This is a genomic window from Pseudomonas kulmbachensis (genome assembly GCF_963681935.1).
In the GTDB taxonomy this organism is placed as follows: Bacteria; Pseudomonadota; Gammaproteobacteria; order Pseudomonadales; family Pseudomonadaceae; genus Aquipseudomonas; species Aquipseudomonas kulmbachensis.
Window position 1 is genome coordinate 722762 of sequence record NZ_OY817088.1, and the last position, 21652, is coordinate 744413.

Genomic DNA, 21652 nt, shown 5'->3' on the forward strand with positions numbered 1-21652 from the left:
ATGATCCACTGGAGCCCGCGCAATGAACCTGCATCAATACGCTGAAACCCACCAGGTGACCAATCAGCCGCCGTCGCTGGACGGCGCGAACCTGTTCCGCATCGACTTGCCGTTGCAGTACTGGAGCCAGCATTTTGGAGCCGGTTGGGCGCAGCCGCGGATTGATCACTACGGGGCACTGGCGGGCGGCCCGTTGATGGCTGCGGGTTTTTTGGCCAATGAAAACAAACCGCAGTTTGTCAGTCATGACCGTTACGGTCATCGGATCGATCTGGTGGAGTTTCACCCGGCTTATCACGAGCTGATGCGCACCGCGATTGAACACGGCTTGCCGTCCTTGCCCTGGACCGACCCGCAACCCGGCGCCCATGTTGCTCGTGCGGCAATGACCTATCTGCACAGCCAGGCCGAAGCGGGCAGCGGTTGCCCCTTGACCATGACCTTCGCCAGTGTTCCCGCCTTGCGCCTGCAACCGGAAATTGCCGAGGTGTGGCTGCCCAAGGTTCTTGCCACCCAATACGACCCGCGTAATGTCGACATCAGCCAAAAAGCCGGAGTCACCCTCGGCATGGCCATGACCGAAAAACAGGGCGGCACCGACGTGCGGGCCAATACCACGCGGGCCTACCCGGTGGGGGCAAAGGGACCGGGGCAAGCTTATGAACTGCTGGGGCACAAATGGTTTTGCTCGGCACCGATGAGCGATGGCTTTTTGACCTTGGCGCAAACCGACAAGGGCCTGAGCTGTTTTTTGCTGCCGCGCCATCGCCCGGACGGTAGCCGCAACGAGCTCTATATCCAGCGCCTGAAAAACAAACTGGGCAACAGTTCCAACGCTTCCAGTGAGGTCGAGTTTCGTGGGGCGCTGGCCTGGATGATCGGTGAAGAAGGGCGCGGCATACCGACGATTATTGAAATGGTTGCCATGACCCGCTTCGATTGCATGGTCGGCTCCAGCGCTCTGATGCGTCAGGCATTGACCCAAGCCAGCCATCACTGTGCTCATCGTCTTGTAGGTGGGCGGGTGTTGGCAGACCAGCCGTTGATGCAAAACGTATTGGCCGATCTCGCTCTGGAAAGTGAGGCCGCACTGGCCCTGAGCCTGCGTATGGGCCGCGCGCTGGACCATCTGGATGACCCGCAAGAAGTCCGGTTTTCAAGGCTGGTGACGGCAGTGGGCAAGTACTGGATCTGCAAGCGGGCCCCGGCAATGATCAACGAAGCGGCCGAATGCATGGGCGGTGCCGGGTATGTGGAAGACAGCATCCTGCCGCGCCTGTATCGCGAGGCCCCTGTGAACTCGACGTGGGAGGGTTCGGGCAATGTGCAGTGCCTGGACGTGCTGCGCGCCTTGTCCAAGGAACCGGGCGTACTCGATGCCTTGTTTGCCGAATTGGGCGACGGGCATGGCGACAGGCATTTGGCGCAGCACATTGCGCAGCTTCACGCTGCGTTTAAAGACACGGATGACATTCAATACCGTGCGCGGCAACTGACTGAACACATCGCCTTGGGCCTACAGGCAAAGCTGCTGCTGGAGGCAGGTAATAGCGATGTGAGCGACGCCTTTATCGCCAGTCGCCTGCAAGGCAGCGGCCGGGTCTATGGCACCTTGCCACGGGGGGTGAATGTGGCGGTGATCGTTGCTCGCTCAACCCCTCAGGTTATTTGAAATAACTGCAGAGTTTCGTAGCAGCTGCCGAGGAACGACGGCTGCGTTCGACGACGCAGTCGTCGCAAATCAAGCGCCTCGGTGTATCAGAATTATTGAGTGTTCAGGTTTTACGACGGCTTCGCCGCCGGACGCAGTCGTCGTTCCTCGGCAGCTGCTACGCAGTTTCTAGTTGTTGTAGCCGCTGTGCTTTGCTTTGCGATGCAGGCAAGATAAAGGCCTGCCCGTTCAGAAGACAGGATGCTTACCGTGACTGAAGCTTTTATTGTCGTTTCCACCGCTGAAGAGGCCGTCGACCGCCTTGCTGCCTTGCACGAGCGCGCAACTACGGCCTTGAGTCAGGCGCTCAAGCGTTATCTCAAGGATCGAGCTGAACCCTCTGCACAGGAACGCGCACTGTTTCGCTACCCGGAACTGCGTTTGACCTACCGTAGTCATGGCGACGTGCCGACTATCACTCGCGCTTATGCCAAGGTCCAACTGCCGGGAACCTACAGCGTCACCGTCACTCATCCCGCCTCCTTCCGTAACTATTTGTTGGAGCAGTTGGTGCCGTTGATGCGCGACTTCACCGTTGAGGTGGAGGTCGGTGTCAGCCAGCAAAATATCCCGTACCCCTATGTGGTTGAACAAGGCGATGAACTTGCCGGCTCCGGTGTGACCGCTGCGGCCTTGGCGCGTGTGTTCCCGAGTACCGACTTGTCCGCCGCCACCGACGGCATTGCCGATGGCCTGTACGACTGGGAAAACACCGATCCGTTGCCGCTGGCGCTGTTCGACGCGGCACGGGTCGACTTTTCGCTGCGCCGTCTGGTGCACTACACCGGCAGTGACTGGCGCCATGTGCAGCCGTGGATTCTGCTGACCAACTACCACCGCTATGTTGACCAGTTCATCCTCCATGGCCTTGAGCAACTGCGTGATGACCCGCGCTTTGTGCGCATGGTGATGCCGGGTAACGTGATCATCGAAAAGTCGATGGACTACGGCGAGGCCCAGGCCATTGCGGCCGGTGTGGTGTGGCACCGCTACCAGATGCCGGCGTATCACTTGCAGGCCAACGATGGTCATGGCGTGACTCTGGTGAACATCGGTGTCGGCCCGTCCAACGCGAAAAACATCACCGATCACCTGGCCGTGCTGCGTCCGCATTGCTGGCTGATGATTGGTCACTGCGGCGGCCTGCGCCAGTCGCAAACCATCGGTGATTACGTGTTGGCCCACGCATACATGCGTCGTGACGGGATTCTCGACCGGGTTGTACCGCCGAATATTCCGATCCCGGCCTTGGCTGAAGTGCAACTGGCGTTGCAGGAAGCTGCCGCACAGGTCACTGGCGAACGTGGCGATGAGCTGAAAAAGCGCCTGCGCACCGGCACCGTACTGACCTATGACGATCGTAACTGGGAGCTGCGCTGGGCTCAGGAACGTCCGCTGATCAATCTGTCCCGTGCCGTAGCCGTGGATATGGAAAGCGGCACCATTGCCGCTCAGGGTTATCGGTTGCGTGTGCCGTATGGCACGTTGCTGTGCGTATCGGACAAACCGCTGCACAGCGAAATCAAACTGCCGGGTTCGGCCAATGCCTTCTATGAGCGGGCCGTGAGCCAGCACTTGAAAATCGGTATTGCCGCCGTGGATTTGATGCGCAGTCAGCTCAACTCTCTGCACTCGCGCAAATTGCGCAGCTTCGACGAACCACCGTTCCGTTGATAGACATGGTCATTTAGCGATCAGGGCACTAGCATTACAGGCCCTGATCGTTAGATGTCCTTTTTGCCATGTCCCGTCCTGTTCGTCCCGCCCCACGCCGTCCGGCATCGAAAAGTCCGACACCTCAAGCTGCCAGTCGCCGTGTGGCCAAGGCGCCACCGTCTGATCCCAAGCTGTATCTATTCAATAAGCCCTTTGATGTACTGACCCAGTTCAGCGACGAAGGTGGGCGGGCGACGCTCAAGGACTTTATCCCGATTCCGGGAATTTACCCGGCCGGGCGTCTGGACAGGGACAGTGAAGGCTTGCTGCTGCTGACCAACGATGGCCAGTTGCAAGCGCGGATTGCCGATCCCAAGCACAAGCTGCCCAAGACCTACTGGGTACAAGTGGAAGGCGAGCCCACGCCAGAACAGCTGCAGCAGTTGCGCGACGGTGTAGAGCTCAATGATGGCAAGACCCTGCCCGCACAAGCCCGTGCTCTTGAAGAGCCGCAGCTCTGGCCGCGCAATCCGCCCGTGCGCTTTCGCAAAAGCATTCCGACGTCGTGGCTGGAACTGGTGATTCGCGAAGGGCGTAATCGTCAGGTGCGGCGCATGACCGCAGCTGTAGGGCTGCCGACCCTGCGTCTGGTGCGAGTACGCATTGGTGACTGGTCGATTGAAGGGCTTGAGCAGGGGCAATACAAGGAAGTGCCTGCGCGGCTATAGCGCGCCGGACTCGATCAGTGCGATGACCACGCTTTTGATGATGAACGCAGCTACGCCCAGGCCCAGTACGAAAAACAGAATAAATGAGCCGAAGCGCCCGGCTTTGGACTTTTTCGCCAGATCCCAGACGATAAAGGCCATGAAAATGATCAGCACGCTGACCAGAATCGTCATCATCCATTCTTCAAGTACGGCAGGATCCATCAGTGTTCTCCAGCGTCATCGGGGGTAAAGGCCGGGGGAGTATACGCCAGTGAGTGCGGGCAGATATTGATCTGGAGGGTGATAGGGGTTCGCATAACTTGTAGCAGCTGCCGAGGAACGAAGGCTGCGTTCGGCTGCGAAGCAGTCGTAAAATCAGCACACGCGATTTTTCAGTTATACCGCGCACTCTGATCTTACGATGGCTTCGCCATCGAACGCAGCCTCGTTCCTTCGGCAGCTGCTACAGGTTTGTCAGGTTCGCAGATGAGTCAACGGCAGCTCGGTGCTGTTGAGTACCTGATTGAGCACAAAGCTCGAGCGCACGCTGGTCACGCCTTCAATGCGGGTCAGTTCGCCCAGCAGCAGTTTTTGGTAGTGGTCCATGTCGGCTACCACCACTTTCAACTGATAGTCCGCGTCCATGCCGGTCACCAGGCTGCACTCCAGCACTTGCGGCAGGTTGCGGATACAGGCTTCAAAATTCTCGAAACGCTCTGGCGTGTGTCGGTCCATGCCGATCAATACGTAGGCCGTCAGGCTTAAGCCCAGCAGCTTGCGGTCGAGTAGCGCCACCTGACGGGTGATGTAGCCGTCATCCTCAAGCTGTTTGACACGGCGTGAGCAGGGGGAAGGCGACAGGCCAATACGCTCGGCCAGTTCCTGGTTAGAGATGCGTGCGTCACGCTGCAATTCCGCCAAAATGCTCAGGTCGTACCGGTCGAGTTTGCTCACGAAGTTACCCTTTGTCATAACTATTGCGTGAAAGTATCCACCTTAAGTCAAAAATTGCGCAAGTGATGTTTTATCCAGCAATCTTCGCAATCGCCTGCTGCGGCCTCAGGCCTATTCTTATTACCAGAATCACTGCCCGGACATAGAGTCCACAGCGGCCCGCCGAATCAGGCCAGCCGCGGCCGCCAACCCCATAGGGTTGCCCCGGCCCCCGGGCTACGCACTGTCCAGAAGACGGCGCGAGGTGAGCCAACATCACAAGTGTTGAGCCAGGACGAAATTTTTTGAAGAAGCAAAGGGCGACCGACGGGTCGCCCTTTTTTTCGTCTGCCAAAAATAAGTTGCGTTGCAGCGTGCTTGGCGTAGAACCGGTTCTCGAATTTCCAGTCTTATATTTAGGCCCTATCTCGCAGTGAGAATCAGCATGAAATCGCGTATCTGGCGTTTGGCTACAGTTGGCTTGCTCTTTGTGAGTGTCAGTGGCCAGGTGCTGGCCGAAGAGCCGCGAGGTGAGCAGAACCCGGTTCACGCTCACCCTAATAACGGGCAGCAACATGGGCCGCAAGGGCAGGGTGGTAATAACCAGCCGCGCCCGGAGCGTGAACAGGGCCGCCCGCAAGGCAACCCCGGCAACCAGCCTGGCAGAGAACATGTTCAGCCTGCTGTGGAGCATAATCAACCGCGTGTAGAGCACATTCAGCCCAACCCTGTGCGTAGCGAACCGCCAGCTGGGCAATGGCAGGGGCGTGCGCATCAGGAGGTAAATGGCCAGGGCCATCCGGCCCCACCGGTCAATAACCTGCCAATCCAGCCTCGTCCCAGTGCCGTGCAGCAAACCGAAGCCCCGAACCGCGGCGGCAATCAGAATTGGCATGGCGGTGGTTCAACTCCTAGCCCAACGCCAGGCCCAAGACCGGGTTACAACCAGGGAGCCAATAACAGCCATCCCAATGACCAGCGCTGGGCCGGTCGTCCGTCCGGACATGGCAATGGCTGGGGTTCAGGGCCGAAATATCGCCCGGGCTATATGGTCGACCGGTTCCCCGATCGGCACTGGCAAGTGCCTTATCGTGGTCAGAATTACTTCTTTTCAGGCGGCTACTGGTATCGTCCACAAGGGCCTCGTTACATCGTGGTTCAGCCACCGTACGGGATTCGCGTAGGGTATTTGCCCGACTATGCACAAGAACTGTGGATCGGCAGCACCCTGATGTTTCTGGCCGCTGGCGCCTATTACGAGTATCAGCCCGCGACTCAGGATTACATTGTGGTCCAGCCCCCGGCTGCAGCCCCGCAACCTGTGAGCAACGGCTATGACGTCGTGGCCTACCCGGCGAACGGCCAAAGCCCTGCGCAAGTCAGTCAGGATGGCTACGAATGTTATCGCTGGGCTGTGACTCAAAGCGGCTTTGACCCGGCCAAAGTGACCTATGCACCTTCACCGACGGTGGTGCAAACCTACCGGCAGGCGCAAGGCAACTGCCTGAACAGCCGCGGGTATCAGGTCAATTATTGAGGGGCGGGTTGGGGTTTGACCACTTCCTGCGGGTCGGCGTGCACCAGCACCTCGGCCCGAGGGTAGACCTTTGCAATGGCTTCGGCGGCACGGTCACAAATGGTGTGGGCCGCCGACAACGTCAGCTCACCTGGCAGTTCAAGGTGCAACTGCACAAACCAGATGTTGCCCGAGATACGTGTGCGCAGGTCGTGAGCGCCGAGCACGCCGGGCACCCCACAGGCCAGCTTCAGCATGTCATCGCTGACGTTGCTCGGTAACTCTTCGTCCATCAATACCGCAAAACTCTCACGGGCAATCTGGATGGCGCTCCAGAGGATATACACCGCGATTCCCAGACCAAACCATGCATCGAGTTGCGGGAAACCCACACTGGCCAATACCAGTGCCACCAAAATACTGCCATTGAGCATCAAGTCCGAGCGGTAATGCAGCGAGTCTGCGCGCACTGCGTTTGAGCCCGTGGCCTTGATCACCCGATGTTGCAGCACCAGCAATGCCACGGTCATCACCAGCGAAAATACGATGACGCCGATCCCGATCCAGGGCGCACCCACAGGCTCGGGGTTTTTCAGTCGTTCGAAAGCCTGAAAGGCAATCAACACCGCACTCACACCGATAAACAGCGCTTGCGCCATGCCCGCCAGCGATTCGGCCTTGCCGTGGCCGTAGCGGTGATCTTCATCGGCGGGGCGCAGCGCGTAATGCACGGCCAGCAAGTTGAGAAACGAAGTCACGCCATCAAGCAGCGAGTCGGTCAGGCCGGCGAGCATGCTGATCGAACCGCTGAGCCACCAGGCGACGGCCTTGGTCACGATTAACAGACCCGCCACCGCCACCGACGCGCGGGTGGCCAGACGTAACAGGCGAGCGTGTTCCGGGCTGCTGGTCATAGAGCTTCCTTTTTTTGCTGGCAACGGCTTCAGGCGGCCGGCTGCAAACCGTACATGGCCAACTGCTGTGCGCTGCCCTTGTGTTGGATCAGGCGCGGGTCATTCAACGGGAAGCTGCGGCCCAGCTCGCTTTCGAGAATGGCCTGAAGCTTGGCGTTATCCACTTTGCCGTCTGCACCGATGGCTTCGCGCAGTTTTTCCGGGGCGATTTGTGCGGTTTTGCCCGGTGGGAAGTAAATCGCGCCAGTAGCGAAGTCGACACCGAATGCGATCAAGCCCGGGATCACATAAAACAGCAGGCCTACGGCATCGAGCACCGCAATCATCGGATCGATCTTGCCGTCGATTTGACCGCGACGATCGGGGAAGACAATACTGCCGCAGGCAGTCAATTGGGTGAACAGGGCCGCAACCACGACCCCGCCGATCACACGGGAAGACATTCGCATACAAAAACCTCAAGGACACTTAAAGGAGTGGATCATTAAGACCGCGCTTAATGCCCAACTGTTCGCCGTTATACTCGTCGCTCTGTTCTGGAGCCACCATGATTTCTTTGCCGATTGATGAAGTTTTACCTGCGCTGCGTCTGGCCTTGGCCGAGCGCCACGAAGCCGTGCTTGAAGCCCCGCCAGGCGCAGGTAAGACCACCCGTGTTCCGCTGGCCCTGCTCAACGAGCCGTGGCTCGCGGGTCAGAAGATCCTGATGCTCGAGCCCCGGCGTCTCGCTGCCCGTGCAGCGGCCGAGCGTCTGGCCAGCGAACTGGGTGAAAAAGTCGGCGAAACCGTAGGATATCGGATTCGGCTCGAAAGCAAAGTCGGTCCCAATACCCGCATTGAAGTCGTCACCGAAGGCATCCTCACCCGTCGCTTGCAGCACGACCCGGCACTGGAGGGGGTGGGCCTGCTGATTTTCGACGAGTTCCATGAGCGTAGTCTGGATGCCGATCTGGCGTTAGCCCTGAGCCTCAATGGTCGTGAGCTGTTTCGTGACGAGCAGCCGCTGAAAATCCTTCTGATGTCTGCGACCCTTGAAGGCGAGCGGCTGGCCAACATTCTCGACGATGCGCCGATCCTGCGCAGCGAAGGCCGCATGTACCCGGTGACCATGCGCTGGGGGCGACCATTTGTGCCCGGTGAATTTATCGAGCCCCGGGTGGTACAAACCGTTCTCGATGCCATCAATGATGAGAGTGGCAGCCTGCTGGTGTTCTTGCCCGGGCAGGCAGAAATTCGCCGGGTTAATCAGCAATTGGCCGACGCGCTGGGGTCGCGCAGCGATGTTTTGCTTTGCCCGTTGCATGGCGAGCTGGACCTCGCGGCCCAGCGTGCGGCCATCGAGCCCGCGCCCAAGGGCCTGCGCAAAGTGGTGTTGGCCACCAATATCGCCGAGACCAGCCTGACCATTGACGGCGTGCGGGTGGTGATCGACGCCGGGCTGGCGCGGGTGCCACGTTTCGATCCGGGTAGCGGCATGACCCGTCTCGACACTCAGCGTATTTCCCGCGCCAGTGCCACTCAGCGTGCCGGTCGCGCCGGGCGGCTGGAACCTGGTGTCTGTTACCGGTTGTGGTCCGAAGATCAACACGCGCAACTGGCCGCCTATGGCAGCGCGGAGATCCTCCAGGCCGATCTGGCCGGGCTGGCGCTGCAACTGGCGCGCTGGGGCGTGACGCCGGAGCAACTGATCTGGCTCGACGTGCCTCCCGGTGCAAGTTATGCACAGGCTCAGCAATTGCTGGAACGCCTGGGCGCCTTGCGCGAGCAAAAGCTGACGTCTCACGGTCAAGCGATGGCCGAGCTCCCGGCGCATCCGCGTATCGCACATTTGCTGATTCGCGGGCAGGATTTGGGGCTGGCCGACATGGCCTGTGACGTGGCGGCGCTATTGGGTGAGCGAGATATTTTGCGCGGCGCCGGGGCGGACGTGCACAGCCGTCTGGCCCTGCTCTCGGGCGAAAGCCGCGCGGCGCGAGGCGGGCAGGGTGGGGTGCAGCGCGCCAAGCAACTGGCCCGGCAATATCGCGGCTACTTGCGCGGCAAAGCCACACAACCGGTCACTGACCCAGATCACCCGCGCTGGCTGGGCGCCTTGCTGGCGCTGGCCTACCCCGACCGCATCGCCCTGCAACGCAAACCCGGCGGTGCCGAGTACCGGCTGGCCAACGGGCGTGCTGCTGTATTTACCGAAAGTGATGTGCTGATGAAACATCCCTGGCTGGTGATCGCTGATTTGGGTAGCCGCCAAGGCCAACGTGAAGAGCGCATCTACCTGGCTGCCGAGTTCGACGCCGGGTTGCTGGATGGCGTATTGAGCGAGCAGGTCAGCGTTGTCGATCAGCTTGACTGGGACGAGCGCGAAGGCGTGTTGCGCGCTGAGCGTCAGCGCAAGGTCGGTGAGCTGGTACTCAGCCGCGAACCGCTAACCGGGCTGGACGAAGCAGCGCGCACGCAAGCACTGATCAATCTGGTAAGGCGCAAGGGGCTGGAACTGTTGCCGTGGACGCCGGAGTTGCGCCAATGGCAGGCGCGGGTGGCGTTGCTGCGTCAGCTTGATATGGAGGCTCAAGGCCAAAGTGAATGGCCGGACGTCAGCGATGCTGCATTACTGGCAGGGCTTGAGGATTGGCTGGCGCCGTACCTGGGGCGTGTCTCGCGGTTGAGCCACTTTGCCAACCTCGACCTGTCCAGCATTGTGCATAACTTGCTCAAATGGCCGCTGCCCCAGCGCCTGGAGGAGCTGGCGCCGCATCACATCAAAGTGCCGTCGGGCTCTTCGGTGCGGCTGGATTACAGCGAGCACCCACCGATTCTGGCGGTACGCCTGCAAGAGCTGTTTGGGCTGGCGGATACCCCGCGTATCGCCGGTGGTCGGCAAGTGGTCAAGTTGCACCTGTTATCGCCTGCCAGGCGTCCGGTGCAAGTGACCCAGGACTTGGCCAACTTCTGGAAGTCGACATACGACGAGGTCAAGAAAGACCTCAAAGGCCGATACCCCAAGCATTTTTGGCCTGACGACCCTTTGGTCGCGCAAGCTACTGCACGGGTAAAGCCGAAAGGGACATAGCCAGGTTTCTGCCCCTGTCGTTGAGCCGTCATGCGGGCGGTTCAATTCAAGCTTGAGCCTTTCTTGTTTGTTGCCAGGTGGTCTGCCCAGCAATATCAGGAAAGTGCAGGCTGAAAACGGTGATTTCGCCAGTCACACTTTGGACCTGCGCCGTACCCTGATGAAGGCTCATGATCGACCGGACAATTGCCAGGCCAAGACCGGTACCGCCTTCCCCTCGCGATCGGCTAGTGTCGACTCGATAAAAACGGTCGAACAAGTGCAACAGATGCTGAGACTCGATCCCTGGGCCTGGGTTGGCTACAAGTAGCGAGATGTGTTTGGCATGTTTTTCGATAACAACCGAGATGGAATGTTCTGCGGGGCAGTGCCGTATCGCGTTGGATACCAGGTTTGATATAGCTCGCTGAATCATCAATCTGTCGCCAATGGTTTTGCCGTTTCCGGTGACGTTCAGGCTTATCTGTTTTTCTTGCGCAGACAGCGAAAACAGATCGATGACCTTCAGCGCTTCATCCTCCAGGGTAATTGTCTCGAATGGGACAAGCGCCGCCGGGTGACTGACCTGAGCGAGGAAGAGCATGTCCGCAACGATTCGGGTGACGCGCCCCAGTTCTTCGGTACAGGATTCCAGCACCGTTTTGTACTCTTGTGCCGATCTCTCCCGAGTCAGGGTCACTTGGGCCTTGCCCATCAAATTGGAGATAGGAGATCGCAGTTCGTGGGCCAAGTCATCGGAGAACTGCGACAGTTGCTGAACGCCGCTGTCGAGTCTGTGCAGCATGAAGTTGATTGCATGTGCCAGTTCACTGAGTTCCTGAGGCATTTTGACGACGGAGAGTCGGTGGCTGAGGTCTTGAGCCGAGATCATGGCGGCGACTTTGCGGAACTCTCTCAGTGGCGAAAGTCCTCGTTGCACCACCGCCCAAGCACTAATCCCGATGAATATCAGTAAAAGCGGCAGAGCAATAATCGTCGAGCGAAGATAGGCGTTTAGTAGCGCTTCATCGTTTGCACAGTCCATCGACAGCAATACGGGAACGCTCACTCCGTTCTTTAACCGGATAAGTTTGGACGCAGTAAGAAAGTGTCGACCCTCGTCATCTGTATAAGTGGAATAGGTAATCTTGTCGCCGGTCGCGCTCGCTTCTTTCAATTCAACCCGAAAATCCGACAAGCCAGAGCCGAACTTCAGTAAGGGCTTTCTGAGGTTTGTCAGGTCATAAATGGTCAGGTTCAGATTGTCATGCCCCATGACCTGGTCCAGCAACGAGTGAGGTTTAGAGCTTACATCGGCCGTGTCGTCGTACATTGAGAGGTGCTGTTCAACCTGCTGCAATTTCTTGTCCAGGCTGCTTCTGGCTAGCGTATCCAGCTCATGTGTCAACGCGAAAAAAGCCAGGATAGCCAACGATACAACCAGCAACGCCCCCAAAATACTTACGGTCAAACCGAGTCGCATTGACAGACTGACCGGCTTCATTCGCGCGCTTCCAGTACGTAGCCAACACCGCGGAGTGTATGGATCAGTTTGTTATCGTACGGGTCGTCAATTTTGGCTCTCAATCTACGAATTGAGACTTCGACAACGTTAGTGTCGCAGTCAAAGTTCATGTCCCAAACCAATGAAATGATTTGGGTGCGCGAGAGCACTTCGCCGGTTTGACGCATCAGCAGGTGCAGAAGCGCAAACTCCTTGGTCGTAAGGTCTATACGGTGGTCACCACGAAAAGCCCGGTGGCGTCCTTGATCAAGTTCCAGATCGGCGACCTTGAGCACCTGTGGAACCGGAGTGTGCTCACTGCGCCGCATCAGGGTTCGTACGCGGGCCAGTAGCTCAGGAAACTCGAACGGTTTCACCAGGTAGTCATCGGCACCCAAATCCAGCCCGCGAATTTTGTCCGCCAGGCGCCCGCGTGCCGTCAACATCATGACCCGCGCATTACTGCTCTGACGCAGACGTTCAAGTACTCCCCAGCCATCAAGTTCTGGAAGATTAACGTCAAGTATCACCACGTCATAGCTATGTTGGCGCGCCAGATGAAGTCCATCTGTCCCCGTTGCTGCGTGGTCCACAACATACCCACTTTCAGTCAGGCCTTGGTGCAAGTACTCGGCAGTTTTAGGCTCGTCCTCAATGACAAGGATTCGCATGATAGGTCACCACTGTTAATAAAAATAATGAGTTGATTCAGAGAAAATATTATTTTTCTTATGGTTTTCTGATCGAAATAAAAACGGCGTTTAAATAACTCGGTTATGTGTGGGCGTACGGTCCAGATGTTAGCGAATATGGATCAGCCTAAAGCCTGTAGCGACTATAGGGTCAAGTCATGGCTGCGTGATTGAGCTATAAAAATCAGTGTGTTGCGACAATTTGTCGCGGCGGTAAATCCTGATTCCAGCCGCGAGTGACAAGGGCAAAAGTACTTGAGTGGCGGAGGTAAATGTTATTTGGGATATGCGGGCTGAGGGGGGGCTCGTAAAACTGGCGACCTGTTGATCTGTTTTCTAATGCCTTTGATTTTAGAGTAAAAACACAGCCGAATCTCAAGATAACGTATTTGTAATTCTTCAGTCACGTTGTTGATAAGTGCTGGCTTTAAAGTGTTGAACACTGAAACTTAGCGTTATAGGAACTATTGAATTGCATCGGCATAAAGAAATAGCTGCATCAATAAAGACCTTCCTGGTAGTCAGTATTGGTTGTGCACTTTTACTGGTCGGCCCCCCTGCGGTTGCAGTTTCACCTTTGCAAAGCCTGACCATGGATCAAGCACTTGAGGCCGCGTTTTCAAACAATCCTGAATTGGCGGCTGCGCAGTGGGACATTGGCATCGCTCAAGGAGATTTGCAGCAGGCGGGGTTGATGCCAAACCCGCAGGTCTCCTGGGAGGCTGAAGATACTCGGAGAAATTCGCGGACTACGACGGTGCTGATCAATCAGCAGATCGAGCTTGGGGGCAAGCGCGGAGCCAGGGTCGACGTGGCCAGTCGAAATCAGGATGCGGTCGGGATTGAATTGGAGCGAAAGCGCAATGTACTGCGTGCCGATGTTATCCAGGCATTTTCCAGCGCCTCAACGGCTCAGCAAAGAGTGCTCTTGGCACGTCAATCACTTGAACTGGCGGAGCGCGGTTTACGGGTTGCCCAAGGTCGCATCAAGAGTGGCAAAACCTCCCCTGTTGAAGGTACGCGCGCAGAGGTTCAGCTTTCAGAAGTGCGCCTGGAGCTGCGGCGAGCTGAGCGGGATGAGGCTAGTGCGCTCCAGCAGCTCGCTCTAGTCATGGGGGCGCCTTTGCCAGTATTTCTGGTCGTGGGTGATTCAAGCCGGTCCATGCCAGCGGTACCGGACCCGTTATTGCTGCTTGATCGCATCGACAGGACCGCAGAGCTGCGATTGGCAGCGCTGCAAATTGATCAACGGGAAGCCTCTCTTGAGTTGGAGAGGGCGCAACGTATTCCGGATCTGACGGTAAGTGTAGGCAGCCAATACGATGCGCTCGAGCGCGAGCGGGTGAATGTCGTGGGGCTGTCTATGCCCATCCCATTGTTTAACCGTAACCAGGGCAATGTTTTGGCCGCCGCCCGCCGTACCGACCAAGCCCGTGATCTTCGCAACGCCAGCGAGCTACGTCTGCGCACAGAAATCCAGACCACGCTGGATCAATGGCGGACTGCCAATACGGAAGTTGCTTCGTTTAATCAAACCATCCTGCCTGCCACGCAAAGTGCCGTCGATACCGCTACGCGCGGCTTCGAAATGGGCAAGTTTAACTTTCTGGACGTTCTTGATGCACAGCGCACCTTAATCAGTGCCCGCACCCAATACATCCAGGCCATTACCGAGGCGACCAACGCCTGGGTGCGCATCGAGCGAATTTTCGGTGATATCGCTCCGATCACTCGTACCCCTTGAATTTCATAAAACGTTTTTTTACCGCGGCTCTACATCGTTCGTCACGGTCAATCCGTGACTGTCGACTGGGCGGTGGAAGGAGTCACCATGGACAAAAAACTAAGCATCGTCACTGCACTGACTTTGACGGTGGGTATCGCTATCGGCTCATTGTGGATAGGCAGCCCTTTGGCTCCGTCGACGGAAGTTCAAGCCCTGGAAGACAAGGGCCATGACGATCACGGCGATGAAGCCGAGGGTAATAAATCGGCTGAGGGCAAACATGCCGAAGGTGAGGCGCCAGAGGGAAACCTGACTCTAAGTGAAGAGCAGATCACTGCAGCTGGCATCCAGTTAGTCGAAGCCAAGGCTCGGAACATTAGCCTCTCATTGTCCTTTCCCGGAGAAGTTCGATTCGATGAAGACCGAACGGTGCATGTGGTGCCCCGAGTGGCCGGGGTCGTCGAGTCGGTCCATGTCAATCTCGGGCAACAGGTGAAAAAAGGGCAGCTCCTTGCCGTTATCGCCAGCCAACAAATTTCGGATCAGCGCAGTGAGCAAGCCTCCGCACAACGTCGCCTGGAGTTGGCGCGCACCACTTACGAGCGCGAGCGACAGCTATGGCAGGACAAGATCTCTGCCGAACAGGATTTCCTGCAAGCCCGGCAGGCTTTGCAAGAAGCCGAAATAGCCCTCACTAATGCTCGTCAGAAAATCAGTGCACTCAGTGGCAGCTCGGTGGCCAGCGGCGGTAACCAATATGAGTTGCGCTCGCCGTTCGATGGCGTTGTGGTTGAGAAACACTTGGGCATTGGCGAGGTTGTCAGCGAAACAACCAACGCCTTCATCCTCTCGGATCTGTCACGGGTGTGGGTGACCTTTGGGGTCTCGCCCAAGGATTTGAACAGGGTACTGGTGGGAAACACGGTCACGGTCATGGCTGCGGAACTGAACGCCGAAGTCTCTGGAACCGTGGCCTATGTTGGCAGCCTGTTGGGCGAGCAAACCCGAACTGCAACGGTCCGGGTGACCTTGGCCAACCCACAAGGCGCCTGGCGTCCTGGGTTATTCGTGAACGTACGAGTTGCCACGGATACCCGGCAAGCAAAGGTCACGGTACCGCAAGCCGCTGTCCAGACGGTTGAGGACAAACAAACGGTTTTCGTCCGCACCAATGATGGGTTCAAGGCTCAGCCAGTGCAGACCGGCGGCCGTTCGCAGGGGTTGGTCGAGATCACACAAGGGCTGGAACCCGGTGTTCAAGTTGCCGCTGGGGCCAGCTTCATTTTGAAGTCAGAGCTGGGTAAAGCCTCCGCTGAACACGCTCACTGATCTGCCACTTCCACGAGAAGGTTCTCATGTTCGAACGCCTGATCCAATTTGCCATCGAGCAGCGCGTCATCGTGCTGCTCGCGGTTCTCCTTATGGCCGGCCTTGGTATTTCAAGCTACCAGAAGCTGCCAATCGACGCCGTTCCAGATATCACCAACGTCCAGGTGCAAATCAACACGGGGGCGGCAGGTTTCTCGCCACTGGAGACCGAGCAGCGCATCACGTTCCCCATTGAAACCGCTATGGCCGGCCTGCCAGCTCTAGAGCAGACCCGTTCGCTATCACGCTCGGGTTTGTCGCAAGTCACTGTAATTTTCAAGGAAGGCACCGATTTATTCTTCGCCCGGCAATTGGTCAATGAGCGATTACAGGTGGCCAAGGAACAACTGCCCGAAGGTGTGAAAGCTGTTATGGGGCCGATATCTACTGGCCTGGGGGAGATTTTCCTATGGACGGTCGAGGCCCAGGAAGGAGCCGTCAAGGAGGACGGGAATCCCTATACACCGACGGACTTGAGGGTGATCCAGGACTGGATCATCAAACCTCAGATGCGTAACGTTCCGGGCGTCGCTGAAATCAATACCATTGGCGGGTTTGCCAAGGAGTACCAGATTGCCCCCGATCCAAAACGCCTGGCGGCTTACAAGCTGACTCTGACTGACCTAGTGACAGCGCTGGAGCGCAATAATGCCAATGTTGGCGCCGGTTTCATTGAGCGCAGCGGTGAGCAACTGCTGATCCGTGCTCCCGGCCAGGTGGCGACCACTGAAGACATCGCCAATATCGTAATGGCCAACGTCGATGGCACGCCCATCCGTATAAAGAATGTGGCGACCGTGGATATTGGTCGTGAAATGCGCACCGGAGCGGCGACCGAAAACGGCCGTGAAGTTGTACTCGGTACGGTCTTCATGCTGATCGGCGAGAACAGCCGTACCGTGTCTCAGGCGGTTGCCGCCAAGTTGGAGCAAATCAATCGTTCACTGCCCAAAGGGGTGGCAGCAGTTCCCGTATACGACCGCACCAACCTGGTGGACAAGGCTATTGCCACGGTCAAGAAGAACCTGATTGAAGGTGCGATCCTGGTAATCGCGGTTCTATTCCTGTTCCTGGGCAACATTCGCGCTGCACTCATCACGGCGATGGTCATCCCGTTGGCGATGTTGTTTACCTTCACGGGTATGTTCGCCAACAAAGTCAGTGCCAACCTGATGAGTCTTGGCGCTCTGGACTTCGGCATCATCGTCGACGGAGCGGTGGTGATTGTCGAGAATGCCATCAGGCGTCTTGCTCATGCTCAGCAGCGTCACGGACGCATCCTCACGCGCTCCGAACGCTTTCACGAAGTGTTTGCTGCCGCCAGGGAGGCCCGTCGACCGCTGATTTTTGGTCAGTTGATCATCATGGTTGTTTACCTGCCAATTTTCGCCCTGACCGGCGTTGAAGGGAAAATGTTCCACCCTATGGCGTTTACCGTCGTGATCGCCTTGCTTGGCGCCATGCTGCTGTCCGTCACCTTTGTTCCTGCTGCAATTGCCATGTTCGTGACGGGTAAGGTCAAGGAAGAAGAGAACGTGATCATGCGTGGGGCGCGTCGGGTGTATGCACCCGCTCTGGATTGGGTCATGCGCCATCGATCACTGGCATTTGCCATGGCTTTGGTCGTCATCGCTGCGTGTGCTGGCGTCGCCAGTCGAATGGGCAGCGAGTTTGTGCCGAGCTTGAGCGAAGGTGATTTTGCCCTGCAAGCCTTGCGGGTTCCCGGCACCAGCTTGACGCAATCGGTGGAAATGCAGCAGCGCCTGGAAAAGCTGGTGCTGGAAAAGGTGCCGGAAGTCGAGCGGATGTTTGCTCGTACCGGTACCGCAGAAATTGCCTCAGATCCAATGCCACCTAACATCTCTGACAGTTATGTGATGCTCAAGCCGAAGGATCAATGGCCAGATCCGGGGAAATCCCGGGAGGTGTTGATAGACGAGATCCAGAAAGCTGCGGCCATTATGCCCGGTAGCAACTATGAGGTTTCCCAGCCGATTCAATTACGGTTTAACGAATTGATCTCAGGCGTGCGCAGTGATGTGGCGGTCAAGGTTTTTGGCGATGACATGGAGGTGCTTAACAGCACCGCTGCGAAAATTGCCGCGTCCATGCAGAGGGTTGATGGCGCCTCTGAGGTCAAAGTCGAGCAGACGACAGGGCTGCCGGTGCTGACCATCAACATCGATCGTGACAAAGCTGCGCGTTACGGCCTGAACGTTGGGGATGTGCAAGACACCATTGCGGTTGCAGTCGGTGGCCGCCAGGCCGGTACGATGTATGAAGGCGATCGCCGCTTTGACATGGTCGTGCGTTTGTCTGACGCGATGCGCAAGGATCTGGATGGGTTGTCCACACTCTTGATCCCGGTCCCGGCGCTGCTTGGCAGCAATGCAGGCCAGATTGGGTTTATTGCTCTTTCAGAGGTGGCGAGCCTTGATCTGGTGTTGGGGCCAAATCAGGTCAGTCGTGAAAACGGTAAACGTCTGGTTATTGTCAGCGCCAACGTGCGTGGACGAGACATTGGTTCATTCGTAAAGGAAGCCACAAAGGCCATTGATCAGGAGGTGCCGATCCCTGCGGGTTACTGGACCAGTTGGGGGGGGCAATTCGAGCAACTTCAATCCGCTGCCAAACGCCTGCAAGTCGTTGTGCCGGTGGCCTTGCTCCTGGTCTTCGCCCTGCTGTTCATGATGTTCAACAATTTGAAGGATGGATTGTTGGTGTTCACCGGGATTCCCTTTGCGCTGACGGGTGGAGTCATGGCTTTGTGGCTGCGCGATATTCCACTGTCAATTTCGGCCGGTGTTGGTTTTATTGCGTTGTCAGGTGTGGCGGTGCTGAACGGCCTGGTGATGATCGCTTTCATCCGCAATCTGCGTGAGGAAGGGTATTCGTTGAGCTCTGCTATCAATGAGGGAGCCCTGACACGTCTACGCCCGGTGTTGATGACTGCACTGGTGGCCTCTCTGGGTTTTATTCCTATGGCTTTGGCCACCGGAACCGGGGCTGAAGTCCAACGACCGCTGGCGACAGTGGTGATTGGCGGCATCCTGTCTTCAACTGCGTTAACCCTGTTGATATTGCCTGCGTTGTATCACTGGGCGCACCGTCGGGACGAGGATGCAGTGCAAGAGAACAAAAAAGCCAACGTTTAGATGCCTTCAACTGGCCCGCTGAAGTTATCCGGCAGCGGGCTTTAAAGTTGGCAAAGATGACCAGTATGTAATCTGGGTGCCACCGTGACGTTAGGTTCGGATTGATACGCTAGTGGCTGAATAAATATGAGGCGTCACTATGAACATTACTCGGATTTTCGCGCTTGCAGGCGTGTTGTTATTTTCTTCCGCTGCCTTGGCGGAAGGTGGCGGAGACCGGACGTTTGCTAAAGCCACGCAAGCGACTGATCAGGTCATGGAAAAGTATGTTGCCAATGAAGTAAGGAATCCCACGCTAGTATCAAGCGATAGTCGCGTTGAGGCGGATAAATAACGCGTATAGCGTTGAGTGTAAACAACCCGTCCCATTTTTGTGAGGCGGGTTACTTATAAAAAGGTTCATTACATATTCGTAAATCGAACGCCGTACTCTTGAAGTTGGTCGCGTTAAGGCAATGATTGTATCAGGTGCAAAAAATATGAAATTCATCATCACCCTCGCTTTCGCAAGCACACTGGCGATCTCTTTCAGCGCACTTGCAGGCGTTGGAGTGGACAAGGCTTTTGAGAAAAAAATGATTGCGAATGCCAAAGCCATGGAGGCGTATGCTGTCAGCCAGGGAAAGAGTGCCCCTGTAGCGAAGCATTACACATACGGAATGAAGTTGGATGTCGTAAAGATAATCAGTGTCGTGCAGCCTGCGAACGTCTGCGCAGTGGTGCCCGCGGCAATGACTTATGAAGATACCCAGGGGCAACTGAATACGCTTAAATATACCGTGGCAGGTCACTGTAAGAAATAAGGTTGCCCGCCACTGCGTTTTTATCAGGTTAATTAATAACGACGGTTAGTCATTCGAATGCAGGCGTGTCGAGCGATTACGATGAAGAAGGTATTTTCGAAAAAAGACGCCCCGAAGGACGTCATAATGCCCAACATCATCAAGAAGTAATAGCGCTTCCAAAGATGCCGGTTATTTAAACTTTACCGCCGTGAGCCCAGATGATTGCAGACGTGTTACTTATCCTTGGAGGGCTCGCCAGATGCGCTGGCTACATCCCTGTTGGCTCCCAACAATTATAGATACCTCAACCTTACGCGTAGATGATTGAAGCATTACTTTTTTGTAATTTTCGGGGGCAGCGGCTTGAGATACTTCAAACGTGGGAGCAAGCCTGCTCGCGAAGATCATTCGCGAGCAGGGGGCTTGGCCTGGAACAGGGTATCTACAGGGTTTCCGATGTGCCGTGGTATAGGTGCTGCTTGCCTATAGTTATACGTCGTCATACAACTATAGGCAAAAAACAATCAGTGCTGCAATATTTTGGACAGAAAGCTGCGTGCCCGATCAGAGCGCGGAGCGCTGAAGAACTCTTCCGACTTCACGTCTTCAATAATTTCGCCGCCGTCCATAAACACGATGCGATCCGCCACTTTGCGGGCGAAGCCCATTTCGTGGGTGACGCACATCATGGTCATGCCCTCGCCAGCCAGTTCGACCATCACATCCAGTACCTCGTTGACCATCTCCGGGTCCAGTGCCGAGGTCGGCTCATCGAACAGCATTGCGATGGGGTCCATGGCCAGGGCGCGGGCAATCGCTACCCGTTGCTGCTGGCCGCCGGACAACTGAATCGGGTACTTGTGGGCATGGCTCTTGAGCCCGACCCGTTCCAGCAGGGCCATGCCCTTTTTTGTTGCCGCGTGGCGATCGCGGCCCAGTACCTTGATCTGCGCCAGGTTGAGGTTGTCGATGATAGTCAGGTGCGGGAACAGCTCGAAATGCTGGAACACCATGCCCACCCGGGCACGCAGTTTCGGCAAGTCGACGCCCTTGCCGGTGACAGGCTGGTTCTCGATAAAAATCTCACCCTCTTGCACCGGCTCCAGACCGTTGACGCATTTGATCAGGGTGCTCTTGCCCGAGCCGGAGGGGCCGCACACCACCACGACTTCGCCGCGGGAAAGCGCTGTGGTGCAGTTCTTCAGGACCTGGAAGTTCCCGTACCATTTGCTCAGGTTGTTCATCTGGATCATGCGGTTTTCCCTACGTTTGTTTTCAAGCGTTTGCTCAGGCTGGACAGCAGGTAACAGATCACCAGATAGACCAAGGCTACGAACAGATAGAGTTCGACCAGGCGGCCGTCACGTTGCGCGAACTTGCTCGCGGCACCCGTGAAATCGGCGATGGACAGCACGTATACCAATGAGGTGTCTTGAAACAGGATGATGGTCTGGGTCAGCAGCAACGGTGCCATGCGTCGTAATGCCTGCGGCAGGATGACGTAAATCATCGATTGCGTCGGGCGCAGGCCAAGGGCTGCGGCCGCCTGTTTCTGGCCACCGCTGATGCTCTGGATACCACCGCGAATAATCTCGCTGTAATACGCGGCCTCGAACATACAGAACGTCACGAATGCAGTGACCACCGGCCCGATCTGCACTGGCCGTTCAGTGCCGAATGCCATTTGCAGCAACAGGGGCATCAGGAAGTAGAACCAGAAAATCACCAGCACCAGAGGGATGCTGCGCATGACCGTGACATAGCCCAAGGCAAAACCACGCATCACGCGGTTGTGCGACAGACGCATGATTGCCAGCAAGGTGCCCGCGACAATACCCACCGACATGGCGACGAAGGTCAGCAGCAGGGTGAATTTGAGGCCGTTCCACAGCGCGGGCATGGCCCGGACAATAACGCTTGGATCTAAATCGAACAT

The 21652-nt window shown here is 56.9% G+C and carries 18 protein-coding genes; 10 read left to right on the plus strand and 8 right to left on the minus strand.

The features are described 5' to 3' along the window. The first annotated feature begins 22 nt into the window (after positions 1–22). From U5A05_RS03485 to U5A05_RS03495, 3 genes are all read left to right on the plus strand, one after another. Complete coding sequence (locus U5A05_RS03485; protein ID WP_261740823.1) at positions 23–1672, plus strand: acyl-CoA dehydrogenase family protein; 1650 nt, start codon at positions 23–25, stop codon at positions 1670–1672. A gap of 240 nt (positions 1673–1912) precedes the next feature. After that, positions 1913–3385 (plus strand): AMP nucleosidase, encoded by a 1473-nt coding sequence (gene amn / locus U5A05_RS03490; RefSeq protein ID WP_261740824.1) that lies wholly within the window; start codon positions 1913–1915, stop codon positions 3383–3385. A 143-nt stretch (positions 3386–3528) separates the two neighbouring features. Next, complete coding sequence (locus U5A05_RS03495; protein WP_261742364.1) at positions 3529–4095, plus strand: pseudouridine synthase; 567 nt, start codon at positions 3529–3531, stop codon at positions 4093–4095. Here U5A05_RS03495 and U5A05_RS03500 read toward each other — a convergent pair. Together U5A05_RS03500 and U5A05_RS03505 are read right to left on the minus strand one after the other, a co-directional pair. Continuing rightward, positions 4090–4299 (minus strand): DUF2788 domain-containing protein, encoded by a 210-nt coding sequence (locus tag U5A05_RS03500; RefSeq protein WP_261740825.1) that lies wholly within the window; start codon positions 4297–4299, stop codon positions 4090–4092. The two genes, U5A05_RS03495 and U5A05_RS03500, sit on opposite strands and share 6 nt — an antisense overlap. 252 nt (positions 4300–4551) lie before the next feature. Beyond that, positions 4552–5031: an Lrp/AsnC family transcriptional regulator gene (locus tag U5A05_RS03505; protein ID WP_455567034.1), complete on the minus strand. Its 480-nt coding sequence runs from the start codon at positions 5029–5031 to the stop codon at positions 4552–4554. 424 nt (positions 5032–5455) lie between these two features. On the opposite strand from U5A05_RS03505, the gene U5A05_RS03510 reads away from it, so the two are divergent. Next, positions 5456–6547: a DUF6515 family protein gene (locus tag U5A05_RS03510; RefSeq protein ID WP_321835760.1), complete on the plus strand. Its 1092-nt coding sequence runs from the start codon at positions 5456–5458 to the stop codon at positions 6545–6547. Here U5A05_RS03510 and U5A05_RS03515 read toward each other — a convergent pair. Both U5A05_RS03515 and U5A05_RS03520 read right to left on the minus strand, forming a co-directional pair. Further along, a complete protein-coding gene (locus tag U5A05_RS03515) occupies positions 6541–7440 on the minus strand; it encodes a cation diffusion facilitator family transporter (RefSeq protein WP_261740828.1) in 900 nt (299 codons plus the stop codon). The two genes, U5A05_RS03510 and U5A05_RS03515, sit on opposite strands and share 7 nt — an antisense overlap. A gap of 29 nt (positions 7441–7469) precedes the next feature. Further along, entirely contained in the window at positions 7470–7889 is a 420-nt protein-coding gene (locus tag U5A05_RS03520) for a polyribonucleotide nucleotidyltransferase (RefSeq protein WP_321835762.1), read from the minus strand. Positions 7890–7987: 98 nt separating this feature from the next. Between U5A05_RS03520 and hrpB the strand changes: the two genes are divergently transcribed. Next, positions 7988–10507, plus strand: coding sequence for an ATP-dependent helicase HrpB (gene hrpB, locus U5A05_RS03525; protein WP_321835764.1), 2520 nt, complete (start codon positions 7988–7990; stop codon positions 10505–10507). A gap of 46 nt (positions 10508–10553) precedes the next feature. Here the strand turns inward: hrpB and U5A05_RS03530 are convergent, their stop codons facing one another. After that, positions 10554–11990: a heavy metal sensor histidine kinase gene (locus tag U5A05_RS03530; protein WP_321835766.1), complete on the minus strand. Its 1437-nt coding sequence runs from the start codon at positions 11988–11990 to the stop codon at positions 10554–10556. After that, on the minus strand, positions 11987–12661 hold the full coding sequence (locus U5A05_RS03535) for a heavy metal response regulator transcription factor (RefSeq protein WP_261740832.1): 675 nt from the start codon (positions 12659–12661) through the stop codon (positions 11987–11989). Before U5A05_RS03535 ends, U5A05_RS03530 begins: the two co-directional genes overlap by 4 nt. Before the next feature lie 547 nt (positions 12662–13208). On the opposite strand from U5A05_RS03535, the gene U5A05_RS03540 reads away from it, so the two are divergent. From U5A05_RS03540 to U5A05_RS03560, 5 genes are all read left to right on the plus strand, one after another. Next, positions 13209–14426: a TolC family protein gene (locus tag U5A05_RS03540; RefSeq protein WP_321836485.1), complete on the plus strand. Its 1218-nt coding sequence runs from the start codon at positions 13209–13211 to the stop codon at positions 14424–14426. Positions 14427–14513: 87 nt separating this feature from the next. Continuing rightward, positions 14514–15737, plus strand: a complete 1224-nt coding sequence (locus tag U5A05_RS03545; RefSeq protein ID WP_321835769.1) for an efflux RND transporter periplasmic adaptor subunit — start codon at positions 14514–14516, stop codon at positions 15735–15737. Positions 15738–15763: 26 nt separating this feature from the next. Beyond that, positions 15764–18931, plus strand: a complete 3168-nt coding sequence (locus tag U5A05_RS03550) for a CusA/CzcA family heavy metal efflux RND transporter (RefSeq protein WP_321835770.1) — start codon at positions 15764–15766, stop codon at positions 18929–18931. Positions 18932–19070: 139 nt separating this feature from the next. Then, positions 19071–19265 carry a co-regulatory protein PtrA N-terminal domain-containing protein gene (locus tag U5A05_RS03555; RefSeq protein ID WP_321835771.1) on the plus strand — a complete coding sequence of 65 codons (195 nt, stop codon included), beginning with the start codon at positions 19071–19073 and terminating at the stop codon, positions 19263–19265. A 145-nt stretch (positions 19266–19410) separates the two neighbouring features. Further along, complete coding sequence (locus U5A05_RS03560) at positions 19411–19734, plus strand: DUF2790 domain-containing protein (protein ID WP_261740836.1); 324 nt, start codon at positions 19411–19413, stop codon at positions 19732–19734. Positions 19735–20240: 506 nt separating this feature from the next. Here U5A05_RS03560 and U5A05_RS03565 read toward each other — a convergent pair. Beyond that, the gene (locus U5A05_RS03565; protein WP_261740837.1) at positions 20241–20969 is read right to left on the minus strand and encodes an amino acid ABC transporter ATP-binding protein; all 729 of its coding nucleotides are present in this window, start codon (positions 20967–20969) and stop codon (positions 20241–20243) included. Continuing rightward, entirely contained in the window at positions 20966–21652 is a 687-nt protein-coding gene (locus U5A05_RS03570) for an amino acid ABC transporter permease (protein WP_261740838.1), read from the minus strand. Before U5A05_RS03570 ends, U5A05_RS03565 begins: the two co-directional genes overlap by 4 nt.